General features: G+C 61.6%; 16 protein-coding genes. 11 read left to right on the forward strand and 5 right to left on the reverse strand.

The window, feature by feature from the left end; genetic code table 11:
- Positions 1 to 207: 207 nt before the first annotated feature.
- A complete protein-coding gene (locus tag KW838_RS00005; RefSeq protein ID WP_218499952.1) occupies positions 208 to 2,682 on the reverse strand; it encodes a UvrD-helicase domain-containing protein in 2,475 nt (824 codons plus the stop codon).
- 279 nt (positions 2,683 to 2,961) lie between these two features.
- On the opposite strand from KW838_RS00005, the gene KW838_RS00010 reads away from it, so the two are divergent.
- Positions 2,962 to 3,657, forward strand: a complete 696-nt coding sequence (locus tag KW838_RS00010) for a pirin family protein (RefSeq protein WP_102701364.1) — start codon at positions 2,962 to 2,964, stop codon at positions 3,655 to 3,657.
- Positions 3,658 to 3,832: 175 nt separating this feature from the next.
- Here KW838_RS00010 and pgm read toward each other — a convergent pair whose 3' ends face one another.
- From pgm to KW838_RS00030, 4 genes are all read right to left on the reverse strand, one after another.
- Entirely contained in the window at positions 3,833 to 5,479 is a 1,647-nt protein-coding gene (gene pgm / locus KW838_RS00015; RefSeq protein WP_015095048.1) for a phosphoglucomutase (alpha-D-glucose-1,6-bisphosphate-dependent), read from the reverse strand.
- A 111-nt stretch (positions 5,480 to 5,590) separates the two neighbouring features.
- A complete protein-coding gene (locus tag KW838_RS00020) occupies positions 5,591 to 6,991 on the reverse strand; it encodes a PLP-dependent aminotransferase family protein (protein WP_102701362.1) in 1,401 nt (466 codons plus the stop codon).
- 40 nt (positions 6,992 to 7,031) lie between these two features.
- Positions 7,032 to 8,522 (reverse strand): hypothetical protein, encoded by a 1,491-nt coding sequence (locus KW838_RS00025; RefSeq protein ID WP_218499953.1) that lies wholly within the window; start codon positions 8,520 to 8,522, stop codon positions 7,032 to 7,034.
- A gap of 954 nt (positions 8,523 to 9,476) precedes the next feature.
- On the reverse strand, positions 9,477 to 10,499 hold the full coding sequence (locus tag KW838_RS00030) for a zinc-dependent alcohol dehydrogenase family protein (protein ID WP_102701643.1): 1,023 nt from the start codon (positions 10,497 to 10,499) through the stop codon (positions 9,477 to 9,479).
- A gap of 269 nt (positions 10,500 to 10,768) precedes the next feature.
- Here KW838_RS00030 and KW838_RS00035 point away from each other — a divergent pair, with 269 nt between their 5' ends.
- From KW838_RS00035 to KW838_RS00080, 10 genes are all read left to right on the forward strand, one after another.
- Positions 10,769 to 11,683, forward strand: a complete 915-nt coding sequence (locus KW838_RS00035) for a LysR family transcriptional regulator (RefSeq protein ID WP_053160139.1) — start codon at positions 10,769 to 10,771, stop codon at positions 11,681 to 11,683.
- A 150-nt stretch (positions 11,684 to 11,833) separates the two neighbouring features.
- Positions 11,834 to 12,517, forward strand: coding sequence for a GntR family transcriptional regulator (locus KW838_RS00040; RefSeq protein WP_056724751.1), 684 nt, complete (start codon positions 11,834 to 11,836; stop codon positions 12,515 to 12,517).
- Between the two features lie 114 nt (positions 12,518 to 12,631).
- Positions 12,632 to 13,564 carry a 4-hydroxyproline epimerase gene (locus KW838_RS00045; RefSeq protein WP_218499954.1) on the forward strand — a complete coding sequence of 311 codons (933 nt, stop codon included), beginning with the start codon at positions 12,632 to 12,634 and terminating at the stop codon, positions 13,562 to 13,564.
- Positions 13,561 to 14,676, forward strand: coding sequence for an FAD-binding oxidoreductase (locus KW838_RS00050; RefSeq protein ID WP_218499955.1), 1,116 nt, complete (start codon positions 13,561 to 13,563; stop codon positions 14,674 to 14,676). Before KW838_RS00045 ends, KW838_RS00050 begins: the two co-directional genes overlap by 4 nt.
- Positions 14,669 to 14,905 carry a 2Fe-2S iron-sulfur cluster-binding protein gene (locus tag KW838_RS00055; RefSeq protein WP_218499956.1) on the forward strand — a complete coding sequence of 79 codons (237 nt, stop codon included), beginning with the start codon at positions 14,669 to 14,671 and terminating at the stop codon, positions 14,903 to 14,905. The genes KW838_RS00050 and KW838_RS00055 overlap by 8 nt, the downstream gene beginning before the upstream one ends.
- Positions 14,902 to 16,158, forward strand: a complete 1,257-nt coding sequence (locus KW838_RS00060; RefSeq protein ID WP_218499957.1) for an FAD/NAD(P)-binding oxidoreductase — start codon at positions 14,902 to 14,904, stop codon at positions 16,156 to 16,158. Before KW838_RS00055 ends, KW838_RS00060 begins: the two co-directional genes overlap by 4 nt.
- A gap of 74 nt (positions 16,159 to 16,232) precedes the next feature.
- Positions 16,233 to 16,982, forward strand: a complete 750-nt coding sequence (locus tag KW838_RS00065) for an AraC family transcriptional regulator (RefSeq protein WP_102701648.1) — start codon at positions 16,233 to 16,235, stop codon at positions 16,980 to 16,982.
- 377 nt (positions 16,983 to 17,359) lie between these two features.
- Positions 17,360 to 18,178 carry a transporter substrate-binding domain-containing protein gene (locus tag KW838_RS00070; RefSeq protein WP_218499958.1) on the forward strand — a complete coding sequence of 273 codons (819 nt, stop codon included), beginning with the start codon at positions 17,360 to 17,362 and terminating at the stop codon, positions 18,176 to 18,178.
- Between the two features lie 10 nt (positions 18,179 to 18,188).
- Complete coding sequence (locus KW838_RS00075) at positions 18,189 to 19,967, forward strand: aconitase X (protein WP_218499959.1); 1,779 nt, start codon at positions 18,189 to 18,191, stop codon at positions 19,965 to 19,967.
- On the forward strand, positions 19,960 to 20,625 hold the full coding sequence (locus KW838_RS00080; RefSeq protein ID WP_007997725.1) for an amino acid ABC transporter permease: 666 nt from the start codon (positions 19,960 to 19,962) through the stop codon (positions 20,623 to 20,625). Before KW838_RS00075 ends, KW838_RS00080 begins: the two co-directional genes overlap by 8 nt.
- Positions 20,626 to 20,632 lie beyond the last annotated feature (7 nt).

Below are 20,632 nucleotides of genomic sequence, written 5' to 3' on the forward strand. Positions count from 1 at the left end.
CTGGCGGCCTTGAGTTTGAATTCACTGGAATAAGATTTACGCATATCCAAACACCTCAAATTTGGGCGCCATCATAGCGCCCGATTGAAGTGTCCAAAATCATTAGGCCAGTTCAGCTTGCTCGCGATGGACTCAAGTGCGCCGCGTTTAGCCAGTAAATACACGTTATCGTTAACGACCATCGCGAGCAGGCTCGCTCCTACAAGGTCAGGCGGTGGTTTGACTTTTACGATGATCGACAAAGAACGCCTTGCCCTTGCCGATCCGGTCGGACGCCTTGGGCATGTTCGCGGCCTGGGTGTCTTGTGCATCGACGTACCAGTAGCAATGGCTGACGGCACGGGTAATACCCACGTACGCCAGCCGCAGAATCTCGTCCTTCTGGGCATTGTCGTAGGGTTCGCTGTCGCCGGCCTTGCCCAGGCCCGCCATTCGGTAAACCTGATTCTTGTAAGGCGAACTGGTCAGGTGTTGGCAGTCACCCAGCAAAAACACCGCATCGGCCTGCAGGCCCTTGGCACTGTGATACGTCAGTTGCTTGAGCCTGCGAGCTGCATGGGGCAAGCTGGAATCAACATTAACTACTGACTGAATATGCTGCTCTATCAATGACTTATCGCTACTTTTTCGATAAAGCATCAAGATTGAATCACCCTTTCGGTAATGCTCCATCAGGCGCTGCGCCATGCCCTGGTCATCACGATCGAGGACGTTCACCGGCAGCAATGCCTTGGGTTCACCGCTGGCCTTGGCTTTCTTCCCGGCAATCGCCGGCGCTGCGCGCACGATGTGCTCGGCGGCATCGATGATGTGCTGGTGGCTGCGGTAGTTGTCGCTGAGCATGACCTTGGTGGTGCTCGGCGATGGGAACTCCTTGTTGAACTCCATGAAGTAGCTCGGCGAACTGCCGCGCCAGCCATAGATGGATTGCCAGTCATCACCCACACAGAGCAGCGAGGAACGCTGGGCACCCCGCCCGACGTGCATGGCCGGCCCGCGACTGCGGATCTCCGCCAGGCTGGCCCTGATCCAGGAGACGATTTGCGGCGAGACGTCCTGGAATTCGTCGATCATCAGGTGTGACAGCGGCCGCAGCAGCTCATCACTCAGCAGCTTGAGGTTCTCCGGCGAATGCTCGCTGAACAGGGCGAACATCCGGTTGTAGGTCATGATCGGCGGTTTCTGGTCGAGCAAATGATCTTCCAGCGCCCGCCAGTAAAGGCTCAGGGCCTCGAAGAAGAACCGGTCGGGATCGTCCTTGGCGAAGCTCATCTGTCCCACCGCACTCGGCACATCCAGTCCGAGGTTTTCGATGAACCCGGCGGCGGCGACAAAGCAATCGAGCAACGGTGCGGAAGCGAGCTCGCCCTTGACCTTGTAATCGAAGCCCGGCCCGGCGCTGGCATCCCCCGCCAGCGAGGCCAAAACACGCCTTGATGATTCGTAACTATCCAGCCATATCAAAGGTTTACGGCAGAAAGCTTGAAACAGGGTGCGCTTTACTGCCCACTCTGCGCGCACCGTCAGCTTGGCATTGGGCCGCATGACCTGCGGGTTCTCCCGAGGATCGAACCCCAGCACCACCCAGGCGTCCAGCGTCGGGATGTAGCCGTGACAGTGGAATGTCGACCCGTTGATATCGAACGACTGGCGATTCGGTTCGATGCCTTTGATGGGCCAGGCACCGGCGCGAAACCACAGGTCTTCAATGGCGTCGCACAGCTCTTCATCACGCTTGGCCGCCAGCTCGGTGACGCCCATGCGTTTCTGCACGTCGGGGTGATCCCGCTCCAGCTCCTTGAGTTGCAAGGCATGCCGGGACAATGGCTTGATCAGCTCACGAAAGCGCTCGTCGTTACTGTGCAGACGGTGATAGCAGGCGTTGAGTTGTTGGCGCTGAGCGTCGTTGATGCGCAGGTCGAACGGATTGCTGTCGACCTCCTCGTCACCCTGTGCAGCCCGCAGGCTGAGGTTCTCGAAGGCCTGCAAACGCTCGAAACCCGGAAGACTGCGCACCATCGGCAGGATCCGCGAGTGAAAGGTGCGCACCAGGTCCCGTGCCTCCTTGAAACTGATCGCGCGGCCCCAGAGGGCAAAGAGTTCGATCAGCTTGTTGATGAAGTCCTTGCGTGACTCGCGGGTGAAGGTCACCACCGTCATCGAACTCAGCTCGAAGCCCAGGTAATGGCTCAACAGCAAGATGCGCAACACCAGCGTGGTCGACTTGCCTGCGCCGGCACCGGCGATCACCGAGGTGGACGGCGTGTCGCTGAAGATCATTTTCCACTGTGCGGCGCTGGGCTGGGCATGGGCCGGCAGCAGCCGGGCGACATCCGCCTTCATGCGCTTCTTCAACTCGGCGCTCAACGGCAGGCGCCAATCGTCGAACAGCAGGTCATCGACATTCGGTGGCCGGTGTTCAGTGGAGCGCGAGTCGCGGATCAGCAGGACCTGGCGACCCTCCTCCAACCCCTCGAGCTTGCCTTCCCTGTAGCCGTAATCGACCCCGGCGCTGTGACCGCTGCGAAAACCGTCGGCCTGGCCATGCAACCACGACGCACGATGCTGTGCGTGCAGGCGGGTCAGGCTGTAACCGAAGAACCGGGCGAGCAGGCGCTTGATCAGCGGCATCTCGGCCAGGGGGCGAAGTTCAGGCGGAAGATCGGGGGTGTGTTGCGGCACGCGGACTGACTCCAGGGTGTGAGGCTGTTGAGCGCTATGGTGTCTGCATTTGCCATTGAGTTCTAGTGAATTGCTTATGACTCATTGGCTTATGCGATGAAGTGAAAGCTGGATGAGAGCGTTTCGAGCCTATTTCATATCAATTGATTCGATGGGAATGCCGCATTTTTTACGCTTTTTATCGATTGTTGCCTGATGGATGATGGCCGTCATCAACCACCGGTCTCGCTTCGTGGCTCAGGCGCTTCGCCCCATGACGAACCTTTTCTGGAGACGATCATGCTTGAACTCAGACCTTTCAAAACCCTTGGCGGTGCTCACCACGGCTGGTTGGATGCGCATCACCATTTTTCGTTCGCCGAATACTACGATCCACAGCGCATGAACTGGGGCAACCTGCGGGTCTGGAATGACGACGTGATCGCTCCCGGCACCGGTTTCCCGCAGCACCCGCACCGGGACATGGAAATCATCACCTATGTCCGTGAAGGCGCCATTACCCACCAGGACAACCTGGGCAACAAGGGCCGGACCGAAGCGGGCGACGTCCAGGTCATGAGCGCCGGTACCGGGATCGCCCACAGCGAGTACAACCTGGAAGCGACGCCGACCCGGATTTTCCAGATCTGGATCATCCCGAACGAGACCGGCCTGGCACCGTCCTGGGGCGCCAAACCGTTCCCGAAAGGCGACCGCGAAGGTTTTGTCACCCTGGCCAGCGGCAAGGAAGGCGACGAGCAGAGCCTGCGCATCCGCGCCGATGCGCGGCTGGTGGCCGCCAATCTGAAAGCCGGCGAAACGGCCGAATACCTGTTGGACAGCGGTCGTCGTGCCTACCTGGTTCCGGCCACCGGGGTCATTGAAGTCAATGGTTTGCGCGCACAAGCTCGAGACGGTGTCGCGGTGGCCGATGAGCAGGTGCTGCGGGTGACGGCCATCGAGGACAGTGAGATCGTGTTGGTGGATCTGGCTTGATTCACTGAGCGCAATTGCAAAAAAAAGGGGCGACCGTGTTGGTCGCCCCTTTTTTATTGCTGCATCGAACCCTTTGTGGGAGCGGGCTTGCTCGCGAAAGCGGTATCAGCTTCAACTTCAATGTTGACTGAAACACCGCCTTCGCGAGCAAGCCCGCTCCCACAGGGTTGTGTGTTTATTTGGCGGAAATGGCACCATCCACCAGCGTTTGCGCCTCGGCCACCAGTTGCTTGAGGTGGTCGTCGCTGACAAAGCTTTCGGCGTAGATCTTGTAGATGTCTTCCGTGCCCGACGGACGCGCCGCGAACCAGCCGTTTTCGGTCATGACCTTGAGACCGCCAATGGCCTGGTCGTTGCCCGGTGCGTGGCTGAGGATGCTCTGGATCGGCTCGCCGGCCAGTTGGGTCGAGGTGACCTGTTGCGGCGACAGCTTGCTCAGCAGGGCCTTCTGCTCCGGGTTGGCCTTGGCGTCGACCCTTACCGAGAACGGCTCACCCAGTTCATCGGTCAAGGCACGGTACGCCTGGCTCGGATCGCGACCGGTCCGGGCCGTCATCTCGGCAGCCAGCAGGGCCGGAATCAAGCCGTCCTTGTCGGTGCTCCAGACGCCGCCGTCCTTGCGCAGGAACGAGGCACCGGCGCTTTCTTCGCCGCCAAAACCCAGGGAGCCATCGAACAGCCCGTCGGCAAACCACTTGAAGCCGACCGGCACTTCGTACAGGCGACGGCCCAGGCGTTTGGCCACGCGATCGATCAAGCCGCTGCTGACCACGGTTTTGCCCACGGCAGCATCGGCGCGCCATTGCGGACGATTCTGGAACAGGTAGTCGATGGCAACCGCGAGGTAGTTGTTCGGTGCCAACAAACCACCGGACGGCGTGACGATGCCATGGCGGTCATGGTCAGGGTCGCAGGCAAACGCCACGTCGAAGCGCTCTTTCAGGCCGATCAGGCCTTGCATGGCGTGGCTGGACGATGGGTCCATGCGGATCTGGCCGTCCCAGTCGACGGTCATGAAGCGGAAGGTCGGGTCGACCTGTTTGTTCACTACATCCAGGTCCAGACGGTAATGTTCGGCAATCGCCGACCAGTAGCGCACCCCTGCTCCACCCAGCGGATCGACGCCCAGGCGCAGCTTGGCTTCGCGAATGGCGTCGAAGTCGATCACGTTGATCAGGTCGGCGACATAGGTGTTGAGGTAATCGTGACGATGGGTGGTGTCGGCCTTCAGTGCCTGCTCGTAGCTGATGCGCTTGACCCCGGCGAGCTTGTTGGCCAGCAATTCGTTGGCCTTGGCTTCGATCCACTTGGTGATGTGGGTATCGGCCGGACCACCGTTGGTGGGGTTGTACTTGTAGCCACCGCTTTGTGGCGGGTTGTGCGACGGCGTGATGACGATGCCGTCCGCCAGGCCGCTGGTGCGGCCACGGTTGTAGCAGAGAATCGCATGGGAGATGGCCGGCGTCGGCGTGTACTCGTCGCCCGCGGCGATCATCACGGTCACGCCGTTGGCCGCCAGCACTTCAAGGGCGCTGGCACCGGCCGGCGTGGACAGCGCGTGGGTGTCGATACCGACGAACAGCGGGCCGTCGATGCCCTGAGCTTCGCGATACAGGCAAATGGCCTGGCTGATCGCCAGCACGTGCCATTCGTTGAAACTCAGGTCGAACGAGCTACCGCGGTGCCCCGACGTGCCGAAGGCAACGCGCTGGGTCGAAATGGCGGCATCAGGCTGGCCGGTGTAATAGGCCGTTACCAGTCGCGGGATGTCGACCAACAATTCTGCCGGTGCCGGTTTACCCGCAAAAGGACTGAGTGTCATGCAAAACCTCTGGAATAGAGTGGTTCAGGAAGTGAGTCGCAGTTTACTGGCAGTTTGACCGCAACGCGATGGGATCGATCCCACACAGTGGAGGTTGTTATTTTTTGTCACTCACTCGATCGATTCCAGGCGCAGCGCATCCCCCAGCAGTCCCAGCGCGGCCGCCAGGTTGTGATCGCCGCCGAAGGTATGACTCAGGCGCACATGCTGCCCGTGCAGACCGTGGAGGCTGAACAACTCCCCCGGCGCGATGACCACCTGCTGTGCCAGCAGGCGCTGGAACACACGGCGCACATTGACCCGGCGCAACGAGCGCACCCAGATCGTTGCACCGCCTTGCGGTTCGACGAAGTGCAAGGCATCACCCAGTCGCTCCTGCAACAACTGGGTCATTTGACTCTTGCGCTCCTTGAGTAGCCGTCGCAGCACCAGCAGGTGTTGATCGATGCGGCCGCTGCTGTACAAACGGGCGATGGCTTTCTGGCGAATCGGCGACAGTCGAAACGAACGCAACAGGAAGTGCCGTTGCAGCTCGGCGCTCAAGTGCCTTGAAAGCAGGTAGCCGTAGGGCGCTTCCGGTCCAACGATTTTCTCGAACGCGGAAAACACCATCAGCCGTTCAGGGTCCAGCACGTCGCGAAAGCGCAGGCCGCCCGGGTCAAATCCGAGCTCGCCATAACAGTCGTTTTCCAGCACCCAACTGTCATGCGCGGCCAACAGCCGGGCAATGGCCTGCCGGTTTTCCTCAGGCGCCAGGCTGCCATGGGGCATGTTCAGGGCCGATGACAGCAGCACCAGCCGTACCGGCTCGGTCTCCAGCAAGGTTTTCAGCCGTTGCGGATCGAGGCAACCATCGGCTTGCACAGGCCACTCGATCACCCGCACGCAGGCGGCTTGAAACAAACGCAGGATCGTCCAGTCGCACGGCGACTCAACCACGACCGTGGCGTCCTTCAGGCCCAGCACGGCGATGAGGATTTCCAGGACGCCGCGAAGGTCGGCGCCGATGTAGACATCATCGGCGTGCCAGTAACGCATGGGAGACGTGGTGTAGCGTGCTGCCAGGGCGGTGCGCAGCTCGAGTTCGCCGCAGGGTTGCGAGGGCGACTGCGGCTGCCTTGGATACTGGCGCAGCAACTCTCGCTCCAGCAGCAACAAGGGGCTGTCGAGCGGCTGCAGCAACGCCGGTTCATCAGCGCTCAGGACCAGCATCCCCGGACGCCTGGCATTGACATAGACGGCTTCGAGCAGATCGCTGCCGCTGTCCTGCGGGTTGTAAGAGGACACTGGCAACGCGTAATAACCCGACTTGGCCACCGAAAACACACGCCCTTCCTTCTCCAGCAGCGAATAGGCGTACTGAATGGTCGAAATCGACACATTGAGGCGCTCTGCCAGCTGCCGCAGCGACGGCAGGCGGATGCGTGAATCTCCTTCGGACTCATTGATCAGGCTGCCCAGATAGCGATAAACGGCCTGATAGGCGAAATCCGTTTCTCGTGGACCTTTCATGGCTGAAGGCCGACCGCACTGGCTGATAGTCCGCTCACCCTCAGTGACCCGCTGACCATTCATCCACCAAGGTGTTGCCGGTGCCAGGATCGCCCGCTGCCTCTTGCAACGCGGCGTCCTGGATCTGTGCTTCGGGCGCCCCGTCACCGCTGCCTGGCGCCCGCTCCATGCGATAAAGCCGGCCAATCAGGCTGACGGGCAATCCGCTGACATCAATCATCCATTGCATGATCTGCTCGGCGACCGGATGCCCCTGCATGGCCCGATGCAACTCGGGCATGGCCACCAGCATGCCCGGATGGCACTGACGCAAAAATCGCTCAAGCCCCGCACCTTCTTCGATAAAAGGCGCAAAGAGCAGACACACCAATTGTGCTTCGCTCAGGCCCAGGTTCCTTTGCGCCTCGGCCGCCGCGCGGGCACGCTGATCGCCCAGTGTCGCCGGGTTGCCGAACACCGCGATGGCCTGCTCGCACAAACGCTCGGGCAAGCGCTTGCGACGCATCATCACCAGGGCGCGTTGCAGGTACTGCTCAACGCCTGACTGGTAATCGCGACCCTGCACGAAGCTCGCTTGCAACCCACGCACGTGCGCCGAAATCGACGCGCTGACGAATTCGTTGTCGCTGATCTGCGCGGACAGTTCGTCAGGCTGGAAGCCGAGAAATTCAGTCAGCAATGACCAGCGCTCTTCCAGGTTGCTGACCAGCAGGTCGTGAATCTCGATGCAGGTGGTACGACGGCAGGTCTCAAAACGCTCTTCAGGACGCCATCGCGCCTGGCTGTCATCGGCATAAAACGCCTGATAACAGTCGCTGCCCAGCTCATCAAGCAATGCAAACAACCCCGCATGGCCGGCCTCGCCCACGTGCGAGGGCTTGAGCCCTGCCTTGGTGGCGGCACGCTTCAGGCCGTCGATGAACTGTTTCTGCTGACGCGGCGTGTCACTGACGAGCAAGGCGTCGACACCACCGTCCCAGCGGGCGATTTGCCCGTAGAACTCTCCCGTGGCCAGGTATCCGTCATCCCACAGGTCGAACCCGCCGTGCCATTCCCGGCGATGGCCGATCAGCAGCAGGTTCACGCGGCTGGACTCACGGCCGGCGTCGGAGATCGGCCTCAGGTGATCGAACGGCAGGACTTCCCGATCATCGACCATCAGCACTTCGACCCGCGGATCGTCATAGACAAACAGTGCGCTGTTGGTCCGGTGCATGTTTCCCACGGCCGCCCGGCTGGTCCCGTTCAACCGCAACGAGGCGATGCGCAACTGGAAGGTCGCCGGGGACCGAGTGGCGATGGTCAATTGCGCCGCACGCAACAGCGCCAGGCTGTAGCAGTTGTCGCGAGCCCCGGACTGTACGGCCAACACCTTGTAATCACCTATACGTTCCATGCCTCCCGCCGCCACTGCCAGACGTTGAATCAACAACTGCAATGCAGTGCGCTCGGCACGGGAGAAGAAACCCAGCAATCGCTGCAGCACTTGTTGATAGACATAGTTCATCGCTTGGTCATGGATGCTGGTCATCTTTATTTACCTGGTACTCGTAAGTTCAATATCGCGCGGACAGCACATTGCGCTGGACTGTCTGCACGAATGGAGTCATCGACTTTATTGCCAAATGCTAGCAATTGATTTTTCTGGAAATCACTTGAAACAATCGTAACAACCCTTCTTGCGCACGCCGAAGACAAGGCTGTAGCGCCCGGCTGGCAAGGGTTTTCTCGATTGGAGACGAAGTCCTAGGAAGCGTCCGACAGAGTCCCACAGACACTTAACACAAGAAATAAGGAAAGAAGTTGTTGCTGACTCTTTGGCTGCTACACAACAACTAACTAAATTGGAGGTGTGCACCGAGGGCGCACATTGAAAAGTTTTAGCCTGACACCCTGCCATGACTCATTCCTTGAGATGAAAGTAATCATTCAATTATCAGGGCTTAGTGGCTTTTTAGAAGCTACAGATTACGGGCAAAAACCAGTTCAGTTGCTGGACGGGTCTGCAGATCGACGGTTTTTTTTCGTTCTTCTGTAGGAGCGAGCTTGCTCGCGATGGAGGTCAACGATGCTGCGGGGAGCCTGACCCCGCGGTGCTCTCAGGTTTTTCGTCGGAACGCCGCCCGGAGCAAGCTCGCTCCTGCAGAGCCCGCCGCCATCGGCCATCCATGGCCGTACGCGGCCAACCCGGCATCCATGCCGGGTTGCCCAATGCTCAGAACCTGCGCTCGACCTCGTTGTTTGGTGGTGCACGCATTCCCCTGTAGGAGCTGCCGAAGGCTGCGATCTTTTGATCTTGCTTTTGCGATCTGGAGATTGCTGAAGATCAAAAGATCGCAGCCTTCGGCAGCTCCTACAGATATTTTTTTATCTGTGTTCCCCCGGGATTCCGTGAAGAACCTTTTTTTTTGGGGGGCACAAACGAAAGAGTCCGTGTGGGCACGGACTCTTGGGGGGCTTTTGCGTCGGCGCTTGGGGCTAAGTGCTACGCCGGTTCGACCTGCAGGGCGACCCGCTCGCGGCAAGGGCATTCGTCCATGTAGCGGTGTGCCTCGACCACCTCGGCAAACGGGAAGACCCGAGTCTTGAGCGGCAACAGCACGCGGTCAGCGGTCAACTGGTTGATGTCGCGCAAGGCACGTTGCAGTGCGACCTGGTCCTGGATGATGCCCAGCTCCGGCTTGCCGGTGAAGTTGCCGATGCAGTGCACGAAGAACTGAATGTTCTTCTGGAACGCCGCGCAGGCCGGGAATGGCGTCTGGTTGCCACCTTGCAGGCCGTACAGCACCAGGCTGCCGCGAGGCGCCAGCACATCGCCCAGCAACGACATCTGAGGACCGCCCAAACCATCGAAGACCACATCCACACCGCGGTTATCGGTGATCTTGTTGATCCGTACCAGCAGATCTTCTTCCTCGGTAACGATGACTTTTTCGGCACCCAGCGACAACAGATACTCACGCTCCTCTGCTGACTTGGTTGCGGCAATCACTCGAACACCCAAGGCCTTGCCCAGCTGTACGAACGAAGGTCCGGCGCAATGGCTGGCGTCGGTCACCAGGGCGAATTGCCCGGGCTTGACCCGTGCCAGGTCGGCATAAGCAAAATAGGCGACCAACAGCGGCGTGTAATGCACGCTGGCTTCGATCGGGCTCAGTACGTCCGGGTAACGGGTCAGCGACGAGCGCGGCAGGACAATCAGTTCTCCGTAGACCGGATAGTCGTTCGGGCTTTGGGCCGGGAAACTGGCGACCTTGTCACCTATCGCCAGGTCATCCACACCTTCTCCGACAGCCGTGACGATACCGGCCATCTCCTGGCCAAGGCCGGAAGGCAGACGGGCGCGGGACGACGCCAGGTTCTGGCGCCAGAGAGTGTCATACCAACTAATGCCGATCGCTTCGACGCGCACCTGCACTTCGCCCGGTGCAGGCAGAGCCGCCGCATGCTCTTCGCATTTGAGCACCTCGGCTGGACCAAACTTGTGAAAACGAATCGTGCGGGACATCGCAAACCTCGCCAATTGAACCTCTAATGCCTTGAACTCTAGCTGGGCTTTCAACCCAACACTATCAGTGGGTATTAATAGTCGACATGCCTGTCATTGATTCCGCAGCGGCGGCGACATTGTGAAATGCCGCAAGAAACCGAAGCCACCTTTGCAGGAAATCTGAATTACCCGGTGCAGAGTACCAGCCTTTCCCCGTAATATTCCTGCTGGCCATTGTTCTCATATGGCCGCCCACGTCAAGTTTGCTGACTCTGCCAGGACTCCAGATGAATCGTAATGACCTGCGTCGTGTCGACCTGAACCTGTTGATCGTTTTTGAAACATTGATGCACGAACGCAGCGTGACCCGTGCTGCGGAAAAACTCTTCCTCGGCCAGCCGGCCATCAGCGCGGCGCTCTCGCGCCTGCGCGGGTTGTTCGATGACCCTTTGTTTGTGCGTACCGGCCGCAGCATGGAGCCGTCCGCCCGGGCGATCGAGATCTTCGCCCTGCTCTCGCCGGCACTGGATTCGATTTCCACCGCGGTCAGCCGTGCGGCCGAGTTCGATCCTGCCACAAGTACCGCCGTGTTCCGCATCGGCCTTTCGGACGACGTCGAATTCGCCTTGCTGCCCATGCTGCTCAAGCGCCTGCGGGCCGAATCGCCGGGGATCGTGCTGGTGGTGCGTCGGGTCAACTACATCCTGATGCCAGGGTTGCTGGCCTCCGGCGAGATCTCCATCGGCGTCAGCTACACCACCGACCTGCCGGCCAACGCCAAGCGCAAGGTACTGCGCCGCAGCCAGCCCAAGCTGTTGCGCGCCGACACCGTGCCGGGGCCATTGAGCCTGGATGATTACTGCGCGCGCCCCCATGCACTGGTGTCGTTCGCCGGCGACCTCAGCGGCTTTATCGATGAAGAACTGGAAAAGCTCGGACGCAAACGTCATGTGGTGCTCGCGGTGCCGCAGTTCAATGGCTTGAGCACCTTGCTGGCCGGCACTGACATCGTCGCAACCGTGCCGGACTACACGGCCGATGCGCTGACGGCCGCAGGCGGTGTGCGCGCGGAAGATCCGCCGTTGCCGGTGCGCAGCTTTGAACTGCACATGGCGTGGCGCGGGTCGCAGGATAACGATCCGGGGGAGCGCTGGTTGCGGTCGCGGATTCAGATGTTTTTCGGGGATCCGGATAGTCTCTGAGAAGGCGGCGCAAGCCTGAATGAAAGCGGGCGCCCTGACTGGCGCCCGTTTTGTTGTAGCGAGTGGCATGACCGGCATCGGGTGCACCGACGTCTAACCGGGGAAGATCAGCAAAAGAATTTCGTATACCCTAGCGCTATCTCACTCCAAATGACCGCCGCCGTGAACCTACCCAAACTCAACGCACCCGACCTTGGTAACACGCCTTCGACTTCGGAAATCATCACCCGCCATCTGCGGGATGCGATTGTCGCCGGGCATTTTGCCGAGGATGAGCCGATCCGCCAGGACGACATCGCCCGCCAGTTCAATGTCAGCAAGATCCCGGTGCGCGAAGCCCTCAAGCGTCTGGAGGCCGAAGGGTTGGTGATGTTCCAGCGCAATCGCGGGGCGATGGTCACGCGGGTTTCCGATGCGGAGCTGGCGCAGATGTTCGAAGTGCGGATGTTGCTGGAGGACAAGATTCTGCGCCTGGCCATTCCGAACATGACCGAAGAAACCTTCGCCCGTGCCGAGCGCATCTGTCAGGAGTTCGTCGGCGAGGACGACGTGGGGCGCTGGGCCGAGCTCAACTGGGAGCTGCACTCCTGCCTGTACGAGCCTGCGCAGCGACCGTTCCTGGTGAGTCTGATCCGCTCGGTCAACGACAAGCTGGAGCGTTATCTACGCATGCAGATGAGCTTGTCGGCCGGTAAGGAACGGGCCGATCACGAACATCGCGAGATCCTGGCGGCCTGCCGCGCCGGGGATGTGGACCTGGCGGTGAAGCTTCTGGACGAGCACATTGCCGGCGTCTGCACGACCTTGTTCGAGCACCTGCCCCACAGCCACTGACCGCTGTGGATGCTGTGCCGATTTCGTCATCGACACAGACTAAATCCATCAAGCCGACGCACCGCCGCACGGGCCACTCTTGCGTTCACTCAACCGAATGGACGTGGCCCTCCCATGAAACGCATCTCAGTGATCGACTCCCACACCGGCGGCGAACCGACCCGCCTGGTGACCGCCGGCTTTCCTGACCTGGGCACCGGCAGCATGGCCGAACGGCGCAAGGTATTAGCCGAACAGCATGATCAATGGCGCGCCGCCTGTATGCTGGAACCACGGGGCAGTGACGTACTGGTGGGCGCCCTGCTCTGCACGCCGGTGGACCCTGGTGCCTGTGCCGGGGTGATTTTCTTCAATAACACCGGTTATCTGGGCATGTGCGGCCACGGCACCATCGGCCTGGTGGCGTCGTTGGCGCACCTGGGCAAGATCGGCCCCGGCGTGCACAGCATCGAAACGCCGGTGGGCACGGTGCAGGCCACCCTGCACGAAGACCATTCGGTGAGTGTGCGCAACGTGCCGGCCTACCGTTATCGCAAGGCGCTGGCGGTGCAGGTGCCGGGCATCGGCCAAGTGGTCGGTGATATCGCTTGGGGCGGCAACTGGTTTTTCCTGGTCGCCGAGCACGGCCTGCGGGTGGCCGGCGACAACCTCGAAGCGCTGACCGCTTACACCTTCGCCGTGCAGCAAGCACTGGAAGCCCAAGGCATTCGTGGTGAAGACGGCGGCTTGATCGATCACGTCGAGTTGTTCGCCGACGACGATCACGCCGACAGCCGCAACTTCGTGCTCTGCCCCGGCAAAGCCTACGACCGTTCGCCCTGCGGCACCGGCACCAGTGCCAAACTGGCATGCCTGGCGGCCGACGACAAGTTGCAACCGGGGCAGATCTGGCGCCAGGCCAGCGTCATCGGCAGCGAGTTCGAGGGTTCCTACGAACTGCAGGGTGAGCGCATCGTGCCGACCATTCGTGGTCGCGCGTTCGTCAGTGCCGAGGCGAGCCTGATCATCGAACAGGACGACCCGTTCGCCTGGGGCATCCGTCCATGAACGAGGGCCAGGTGGCCGATGTGATCGTGATCGGCGCCGGCATTATCGGCGCCGCCTGTGCCCAGGCGCTGGCCCGTCGCGGCTTGCAGGTGCTGGTGCTGGACGCTGGCCTGCACGGCGCCACGGCCGCCGGCATGGGCCACTTGCTGGTACTCGACGACAACCCCGCCGAACTGGCCCTGAGTCAATATTCGTTGCAGCGCTGGCGCGAACTGGGCGCAGACCTGCCCGACAGCTGTGCCTACCGCTGCAACGGCACGCTGTGGCTGGCGGCCAATGCCGAAGAAATGGCGGTGGCCCACAGCAAATTCCTGAACCTGCAAGCCCAGGGCGTGGCTTGCGAACTGATCGGCGCCAATGCCTTGCGCCAGCGCGAACCGGAACTGCGCGAAGGACTGGAAGGCGGCTTGCTGATCAATGGCGACGGCATTCTATACGCCCCGGCGACGGCCGGATGGATGCTCGAAACACCGAACATCCGCCAGCGCCGGGCGCGGGTCAATGCGGTCGATGGCCACCGCGTCTGCCTCGATGATGGTCGTTGGTTGAGTGCCGATGCCGTGGTGTTGGCCAACGGTATTCAAGCCAACGAGCTGTGCCCGGAATTGCCCATCGAGCCGAAAAAAGGCCACTTGCTGATCACTGACCGCTACCCCGGCAGCGTCACCCATACCCTGGTGGAACTGGGTTACGTCACCAGTGCCCACAACGCCACGGGGCCGTCGACCGCCTGCAATATCCAGCCGCGCCCCACCGGGCAACTGTTCATCGGCGCCTCGCGGCAATTCGCAACCACCGACCCGCAGGTCGAAGGCTGGATGCTCGCGAAGATGCTCAAGCGTGCCGCCGAGTACATGCCGGGGCTGGCCCGGCTCAATGGCATCCGTGCCTGGACCGGCTTCCGCGCCGCCAGCCCCGACGGCTTGCCGCTGGTGGGCCAGCATCCACAACGTCAAGGCTTGTGGCTGGCAGTCGGTCACGAAGGACTGGGCGTAACCACCGCCCCCGGCACCGCCGATTTACTGGTGGCGCAACTGTTCAACGAAACCCCGCCACTGGCCGCACAACCTTATCTGCCCCAGCGTTTTCTCGGAGAACCGGTCTATGCCTGAATTGTTGCTGGACGGCCACGCCCTGAAAGTCACCGAAGGTACCAGCGTCGCCGCTGCCCTGGCGTTGGCCAGTGACGGATGCACGCGCACCTCGGTCAGCGGTCAGCGCCGTGCGCCACTGTGCGGCATGGGCATTTGCCAGGAATGCCGGGTGACCATCGATGGCCGGCGTCGCCTGGCTTGCCAGACCCTGTGCCGTGACGGCATGCAGGTGGAGACTCGCCCATGAATGAGTACGCTGATCTGTTGATCATTGGCGCGGGCCCTGCCGGGATGAGCGCCGCCCTTGCCGCCGCCCCCAGCGGCGCCCGCATTGTCATGCTCGACGACAACCCACTGCCGGGCGGGCAAATCTGGCGCGACGGACCTCAAGCCAACGTACCCGGTCAGGCCCGGCGCCTGCGCGAGCGTCTGGCGGCGTGCAACAACATCCGCCTTCACGCCGGTACTCGGGTGATCGCCGCCCCCGGCGCGAAACAACTGCTGGTGGAAGATGACGACCATGGCTGGTTGATCAGCTACGACAAACTGATTCTGTGCACCGGCGCCCGTGAATTACTGCTGCCCTTCCCCGGCTGGACCCTGCCGGGTGTCACCGGTGCGGGCGGTTTGCAGGCGTTGATCAAGGCGGGTTTGCCGGTGCAGGACGAGCGCGTGGTGATTGCCGGCAGCGGCCCGCTGTTACTGGCCAGTGCCGCCACCGCCAAACAGCATGGCGCGCAAATGCAACGCATCGCCGAACAAGCCAGCCGCAGCGCCCTCGCCGGTTTCGCCGCGCAACTGCCGCGCTGGCCCGGCAAATGGCTGCAATCGTTCAGCCTGTTCGACCACCATTACCGCACTGCCACCCACGTATTGGCGGCGCTTGGCACCGACCGAGTGGAAGGCGTGCGCCTGCAGCAACAAGGCAACATCGTTGAGTTGGAATGTGATCGGCTGGCCTGTGGATTCGGGTTGATTCCGAACATCCAGTTGGCTCAGGCACTGGGTTGCGCCATCGAAGATCAAGCCATCGCGGTGGATGCCTGGCAGGCCAGCAACCGCGCCGATCATTATGCGGCGGGCGAATGCACAGGGTTCGGCGGCAGTGAGCTGGCCTTGGTGGAAGGGGCGATTGCCGGCCACGCTGCGGTCGACAATCTGCAAGCCGCCAGGCAATTGTGGCCGCGCCGGGCGCGCTGGCAGGGTTTCGCCAAGGCGCTGAACAGCGCGTTCGCCCTCGACCCGCGACTCAAGTCCCTGGCCCGACCCGACACCCTGGTTTGCCGCTGCGAAGACGTGCCCTACGCGGCATTGACCGGTCACTCTGACTGGCGCATAGCCAAACTCGCCAGTCGCTGTGGCATGGGCGCCTGCCAGGGTCGGGTGTGTGGCGGCGCAGTGCAGCATTTGTTTGGTTGGCAGCCCTCGGCACCGCGCCCACCCTTCAGCCCGGCGCGGATCGAAACCTTGATGTCCCTGGACGATACCCCGCCGGCGTGATGACCACGCCTGGGGTTTCGGCCACGCTGCCGAGTCTCTATGATCCCGGGGGTCACCCTCAGACTCCCGGCGCCATGTATCCATCGCTCACCACCTTCAAACCTTGCGATCTGCCGACGCTGCTGAACAGCCTTCAGCCCATCGCGCCGTTGCTCGATACCTTGTCGGACGTGGTGTTTTTCATCAAGGACTGCGAGGCCCGCTACGCCTTCGTCAACCAGACCCTGGCCCGGCGTTGTGGTTTCAAACACAGGGACGAGCTGCTGGGGCGCACCGCCGAAATGGTCTTCCCGGAACGCTTCGGTCCGCTGTACACCGAGCAGGATCGGCGAGTGCTGTCCAGTGGTCGCCAACTGGCCGATCAGCTGGAGTTGCATTTGTATTATGGCAATCAGCCGATCTGGTGCCTGACCCACAAACTCGCCCTGAAGGATGAGCAGGGTCGGATCGTGGGCCTGGCCGGTATCTCCCGCGACCTGCAATCACCGCAGTCGAACCATCCGGCTTTCCAGAAACTCGCCGCCGTGGATGCCCATATCCGCCGCCACTTCGCCCGCTCCATCAGCCTCGCCGAACTGACCGCCATCGCTGGCTATTCCGTGGCGCAATTGGAGCGGCACTGCAAACGGGTGTTCCAGCTCACCCCACGGCAAATGATTCACAAGGCGCGCCTGGAAGAAGGTTCGCGGTTGTTACTGCACACCGAGTTGCCGATTACCGAGATTGCCTTGCGCTGTGGTTACACCGACCACAGTGCCTTCAGCCGGCAGTTTCGGGCGCTGACCAGTTTGTCGCCGAGTCAGTATCGCGATAATCAGCGTTAGGCGGGTGATGAAGAGAGTTCTTCCGGGCCTCATCGCGAGCAAGCTCGCTCCCACAGGGGATCGCATTTACCTTGCGCGATGAGGCCAGCCCATCCACCACAAAACCTGCAATGAACCGATAAGCAGGCACGCACGGCTCACCTGCCAGTGTTCCTTAAAGGTGCGTCCACGCTACCGCTGCTCCCATACGTAACACCTGTCCTCACTGCCTTGGCGTCACCTCGCGACGGGTTGCACTGCTACAAAACCTCTACGCCAAGGCCTGACAACTAATTCACCCCTCGGACTGGAAATAGGCACGTTGATTGCTATTGTTAATATCGTATACGAAATCCCCAATACGATATTCAACAGCACTTCACATCAACGAGGCCTCTATGAAAAACCCCGCATTTGCCGTAGCCCTCAGCGCTGTTCTCGGTACTTCCTTTATCGCCACTGCCCAGGCCGACAAGCTCGACGACATCATCGGTTCGGGCAAGCTGCGCTGCGCCGTGACCCTGGACTTCCCGCCCATGGGCTTTCGCGATGCCAGCAACTCGCCGGCCGGCTTCGATGTGGACTATTGCCGCGACCTGGCGAAGATCCTCGGGGTCGAGGCCGAGGTGGTGGAAACGCCGTTCCCGGATCGTATTCCGGCACTGGTCTCCGGCCGGGCTGACGTGATCGTCGCGTCCACCTCCGACACCCTCGAACGCGCCAAGACCGTTGGCCTCACCGTGCCCTACTTTGCCTTCCAGATGGTGGTGCTGACCCGCGACGACACCGGCATCAACGACTTCGACGACCTCAAGGGCAAAGCAGTGGGCAACACCAGCGGCACCTATGAGGCCATCGCCCTGGAGAAAGACGTGAAGAACTGGGGCTCGGGCACTTTCCGAGCCTACCAGTCGCAAAACGATACCCTGCTGGCCGTCACCCAAGGCCACATCGATGCCACCGTGGTCACCAACACCGTGGCCGCCGCCACCCTCAAGTCGGGCAAATACAAAAACCTGAAAGTCGCCGGTAACGCCCCTTACGTCATCGACTACGTGTCCCTGGGCGCCAAGCGCAGCGAGTACGGCCTGCTCAACTACCTCAACCTGTTCGTCAACCAACAGGTGCGCACCGGTCGCTACAAGGAGCTGTTCGTTAAATGGGTCGGCACCGAGATCTCGCCGACCAACCTCACCGTGCCTCAGGTCTACTACTGAGATGTCCGGCATGCCTAGGCCAATGTCTCTGACCGGGCGCAGCCTGGTGGCGGGTGCCGCGCAAGGCGCCCTGCTGTTCGCCGATGTCGGCTTGAGTTTCTGGGGCGGAGTCGATCCCTGCACGGGTGAAGTGATCGACCGCCATCACCCGCTCAGCGGCCAACACCTGGCCGGCCGCGTGCTGGCGATTCCCAGTGGCCGCGGCTCGTGCACCGGCAGCAGTGTGTTGATGGAACTGATCAGCAACGGCCATGCACCGGCGGCATTGGTGCTGGCCGAAGCCGACGAGATCCTGACCTTGGGCGTGCTGGTGGCGCAGACCATTTTCGCCCGTTCCCTGCCGGTGCTGTGCATCGGTCGGGAGGCCTTCGCCGCCTTGCGCGGCCAGGCCTTCGCCCGGGTCGAAAACACAACGCTGAGCCTGTTCGATCACCTGCCGGGCGACGCCTGGCAGGCGCTCGACAGCCCATTACCAGACACTGACCGCACCGCCTCGATCAGGCTCACCGAGCACGATCGGGCGCTGCTCGATGGCCAGCATGGCAAGGCCGCGCAAATGGCCATGCAGATCGTCCTGCGCATGGCCGAACTGCAGGGTGCCGAGCACTTGGTGGATGTCACTCAAGCACACATCGACGGCTGCATTTACACGGGACCGGCGAGCCTGCGCTTTGCCGGGCAACTGGTGCAATGGGGAGCAAAAGTACGAGTGCCCACCACCCTCAATTCAATTTCCGTCGACCAGCGCCGTTGGCGCGAACTGGGTATCGACCCGGCACTGGGTGAACCGGCCAGTGCCTTGGGCGATGCCTATATGGCGATGGGTGCACAGCTCAGTTTCACCTGCGCGCCGTACCTGCTCGACACTGCACCGAAGGCTGGCGAGCAAATCGTCTGGGCGGAATCCAACGCAGTGGTCTACGCCAACAGCGTGCTCGGTGCACGCACCCTGAAATACCCGGATTACCTGGACATCTGCATCGCCCTCACCGGTCGTGCCCCGCTGATCGGCTGCCACCTGGACGCGCCACGCAAGGCCCGGCTGCAGCTCGAGTTGCCTGCCCTCGGCGAACTGGACGATGCCTTCTACCCGCTGCTGGGTTACCACATTGGTGCCCTGGCCGGCAGTCGCGTGCCGCTGGTGCTGGGACTGGAAAAACGCAAGCCGAGCCTGGACGACCTCAAAGCCTTTGGCGCGGCCTTCGCCACCACCTCTGCGGCGCCACTGTTCCACATCGCCGGAGTCACCCCGGAGGCCATTGACCCAGCGCAGGTGCTGGATGCGGACATTTCCATTGCCGTGGAAAAAATCCGCCTGAAGGACCTGCTGCCGAGTTGGCGCGAACTCAACAGTGCTCGCGATAACCGGGTGGATGTGGTGTCGCTGGGTAACCCGCACTTTTCCCTCAGCGAGTTCGCTCACCTGGCACGCCTGTGCCGGGGACGACAAAGACACCCGGATGTGGTGCTTGCCATCACCTGCGGCCGTGCCGTGTTGGAGCAGGCCCGCGAGGCCGGGCACATCGCCGTGATCCAAGCGTTTGGCGCGACCCTGGTCACCGACACCTGCTGGTGCATGCTCGGCGAACCCGTAATCCCCCTGGCGGCTAAAAACCTGATGACCAACTCGGGCAAATACGCCCACTACGCACCGGGCCTGGTCGGCCGCAAGGTGCACTTCGCCAGCCTTGCCGAATGCGTCGACGCGGCCTGCACCGCAACGGCCAGTGGACGTTTGCCGGCCTGGCTACAACCTGCTGCCCTACTGGAGAGCCCTGCGCATGTTTGACTACAGCTTCCAATGGCGCTCCGCCCTGCGCGCCCTGCCGGACATGCTTGCCGGTGCCATCGTCACCTTCGAAACCGCCGCGCTGTCGATGATCTTCGGCGTGCTGATCGCCCTGGCCCTGACGGTGATGCGCGAGGCCAAACACCCATTACTGCGCGGGTTCGGCAACGGTTGGGTGTCGATTGCCCGCAACACCCCGTCGCTGTTCCAGATCTACATCCTCTACTTCGGCCTCGGCTCGCTGAACCTGCACGTCAGTTCCTGGTTCGCCCTGCTGGCCGGGATCACCTTCAACAATGCCGGGTATCTGGCGGAGAACTTTCGCGGCGGCCTCAAGGCTGTGCCTGACACGCAGGTGCGGGCGGCGCGTTCCCTCGGCATGAGTGCCTTCCAGGCCTACCGCATGATCATCGTCCCGCAACTGCTGCGGATTGTGTTCTACCCGCTGACCAATCAGATGGTCTGGGCGGTGTTGATGACGTCGCTGGGGGTGATCGTCGGGCTAAACAATGACCTGACCGGTGTGACCCAGGAATACAACGTCAAAACCTTCCGCACCTTCGAGTATTTCGCCATCGCAGCGGTGCTGTATTACTTGATTGCCAAGGCGATCGTCGCGGCAGCCCGGCTGATGGCCTGGCGGTTGTTCCGTTACTGAGGAGCTG

Source organism: Pseudomonas sp. PDM27, from assembly GCF_019219205.1.
Classification (GTDB): Bacteria; Pseudomonadota; Gammaproteobacteria; order Pseudomonadales; family Pseudomonadaceae; genus Aquipseudomonas; species Aquipseudomonas laurylsulfatiphila.

Bases quoted from the DNA above. Each gene is read 5' to 3' on its own strand.
- KW838_RS00010 (WP_102701364.1), top strand. From the start codon at position 2,962: ATGCTTGAACTCAGACCTTTCAAAACCCTTGGCGGTGCTCACCACGGC.
- pgm (WP_015095048.1), bottom strand. From the start codon at position 5,479: ATGACACTCAGTCCTTTTGCGGGTAAACCGGCACCGGCAGAATTGTTG.
- KW838_RS00020 (WP_102701362.1), bottom strand. From the start codon at position 6,991: ATGAAAGGTCCACGAGAAACGGATTTCGCCTATCAGGCCGTTTATCGC.
- KW838_RS00025 (WP_218499953.1), bottom strand. From the start codon at position 8,522: ATGACCAGCATCCATGACCAAGCGATGAACTATGTCTATCAACAAGTG.
- KW838_RS00030 (WP_102701643.1), bottom strand. From the start codon at position 10,499: ATGTCCCGCACGATTCGTTTTCACAAGTTTGGTCCAGCCGAGGTGCTC.
- KW838_RS00035 (WP_053160139.1), top strand. From the start codon at position 10,769: ATGAATCGTAATGACCTGCGTCGTGTCGACCTGAACCTGTTGATCGTT.
- KW838_RS00040 (WP_056724751.1), top strand. From the start codon at position 11,834: ATGACCGCCGCCGTGAACCTACCCAAACTCAACGCACCCGACCTTGGT.
- KW838_RS00045 (WP_218499954.1), top strand. From the start codon at position 12,632: ATGAAACGCATCTCAGTGATCGACTCCCACACCGGCGGCGAACCGACC.
- KW838_RS00050 (WP_218499955.1), top strand. From the start codon at position 13,561: ATGAACGAGGGCCAGGTGGCCGATGTGATCGTGATCGGCGCCGGCATT.
- KW838_RS00055 (WP_218499956.1), top strand. From the start codon at position 14,669: ATGCCTGAATTGTTGCTGGACGGCCACGCCCTGAAAGTCACCGAAGGT.
- KW838_RS00060 (WP_218499957.1), top strand. From the start codon at position 14,902: ATGAATGAGTACGCTGATCTGTTGATCATTGGCGCGGGCCCTGCCGGG.
- KW838_RS00065 (WP_102701648.1), top strand. From the start codon at position 16,233: ATGTATCCATCGCTCACCACCTTCAAACCTTGCGATCTGCCGACGCTG.
- KW838_RS00070 (WP_218499958.1), top strand. From the start codon at position 17,360: ATGAAAAACCCCGCATTTGCCGTAGCCCTCAGCGCTGTTCTCGGTACT.
- KW838_RS00075 (WP_218499959.1), top strand. From the start codon at position 18,189: ATGCCTAGGCCAATGTCTCTGACCGGGCGCAGCCTGGTGGCGGGTGCC.
- KW838_RS00080 (WP_007997725.1), top strand. From the start codon at position 19,960: ATGTTTGACTACAGCTTCCAATGGCGCTCCGCCCTGCGCGCCCTGCCG.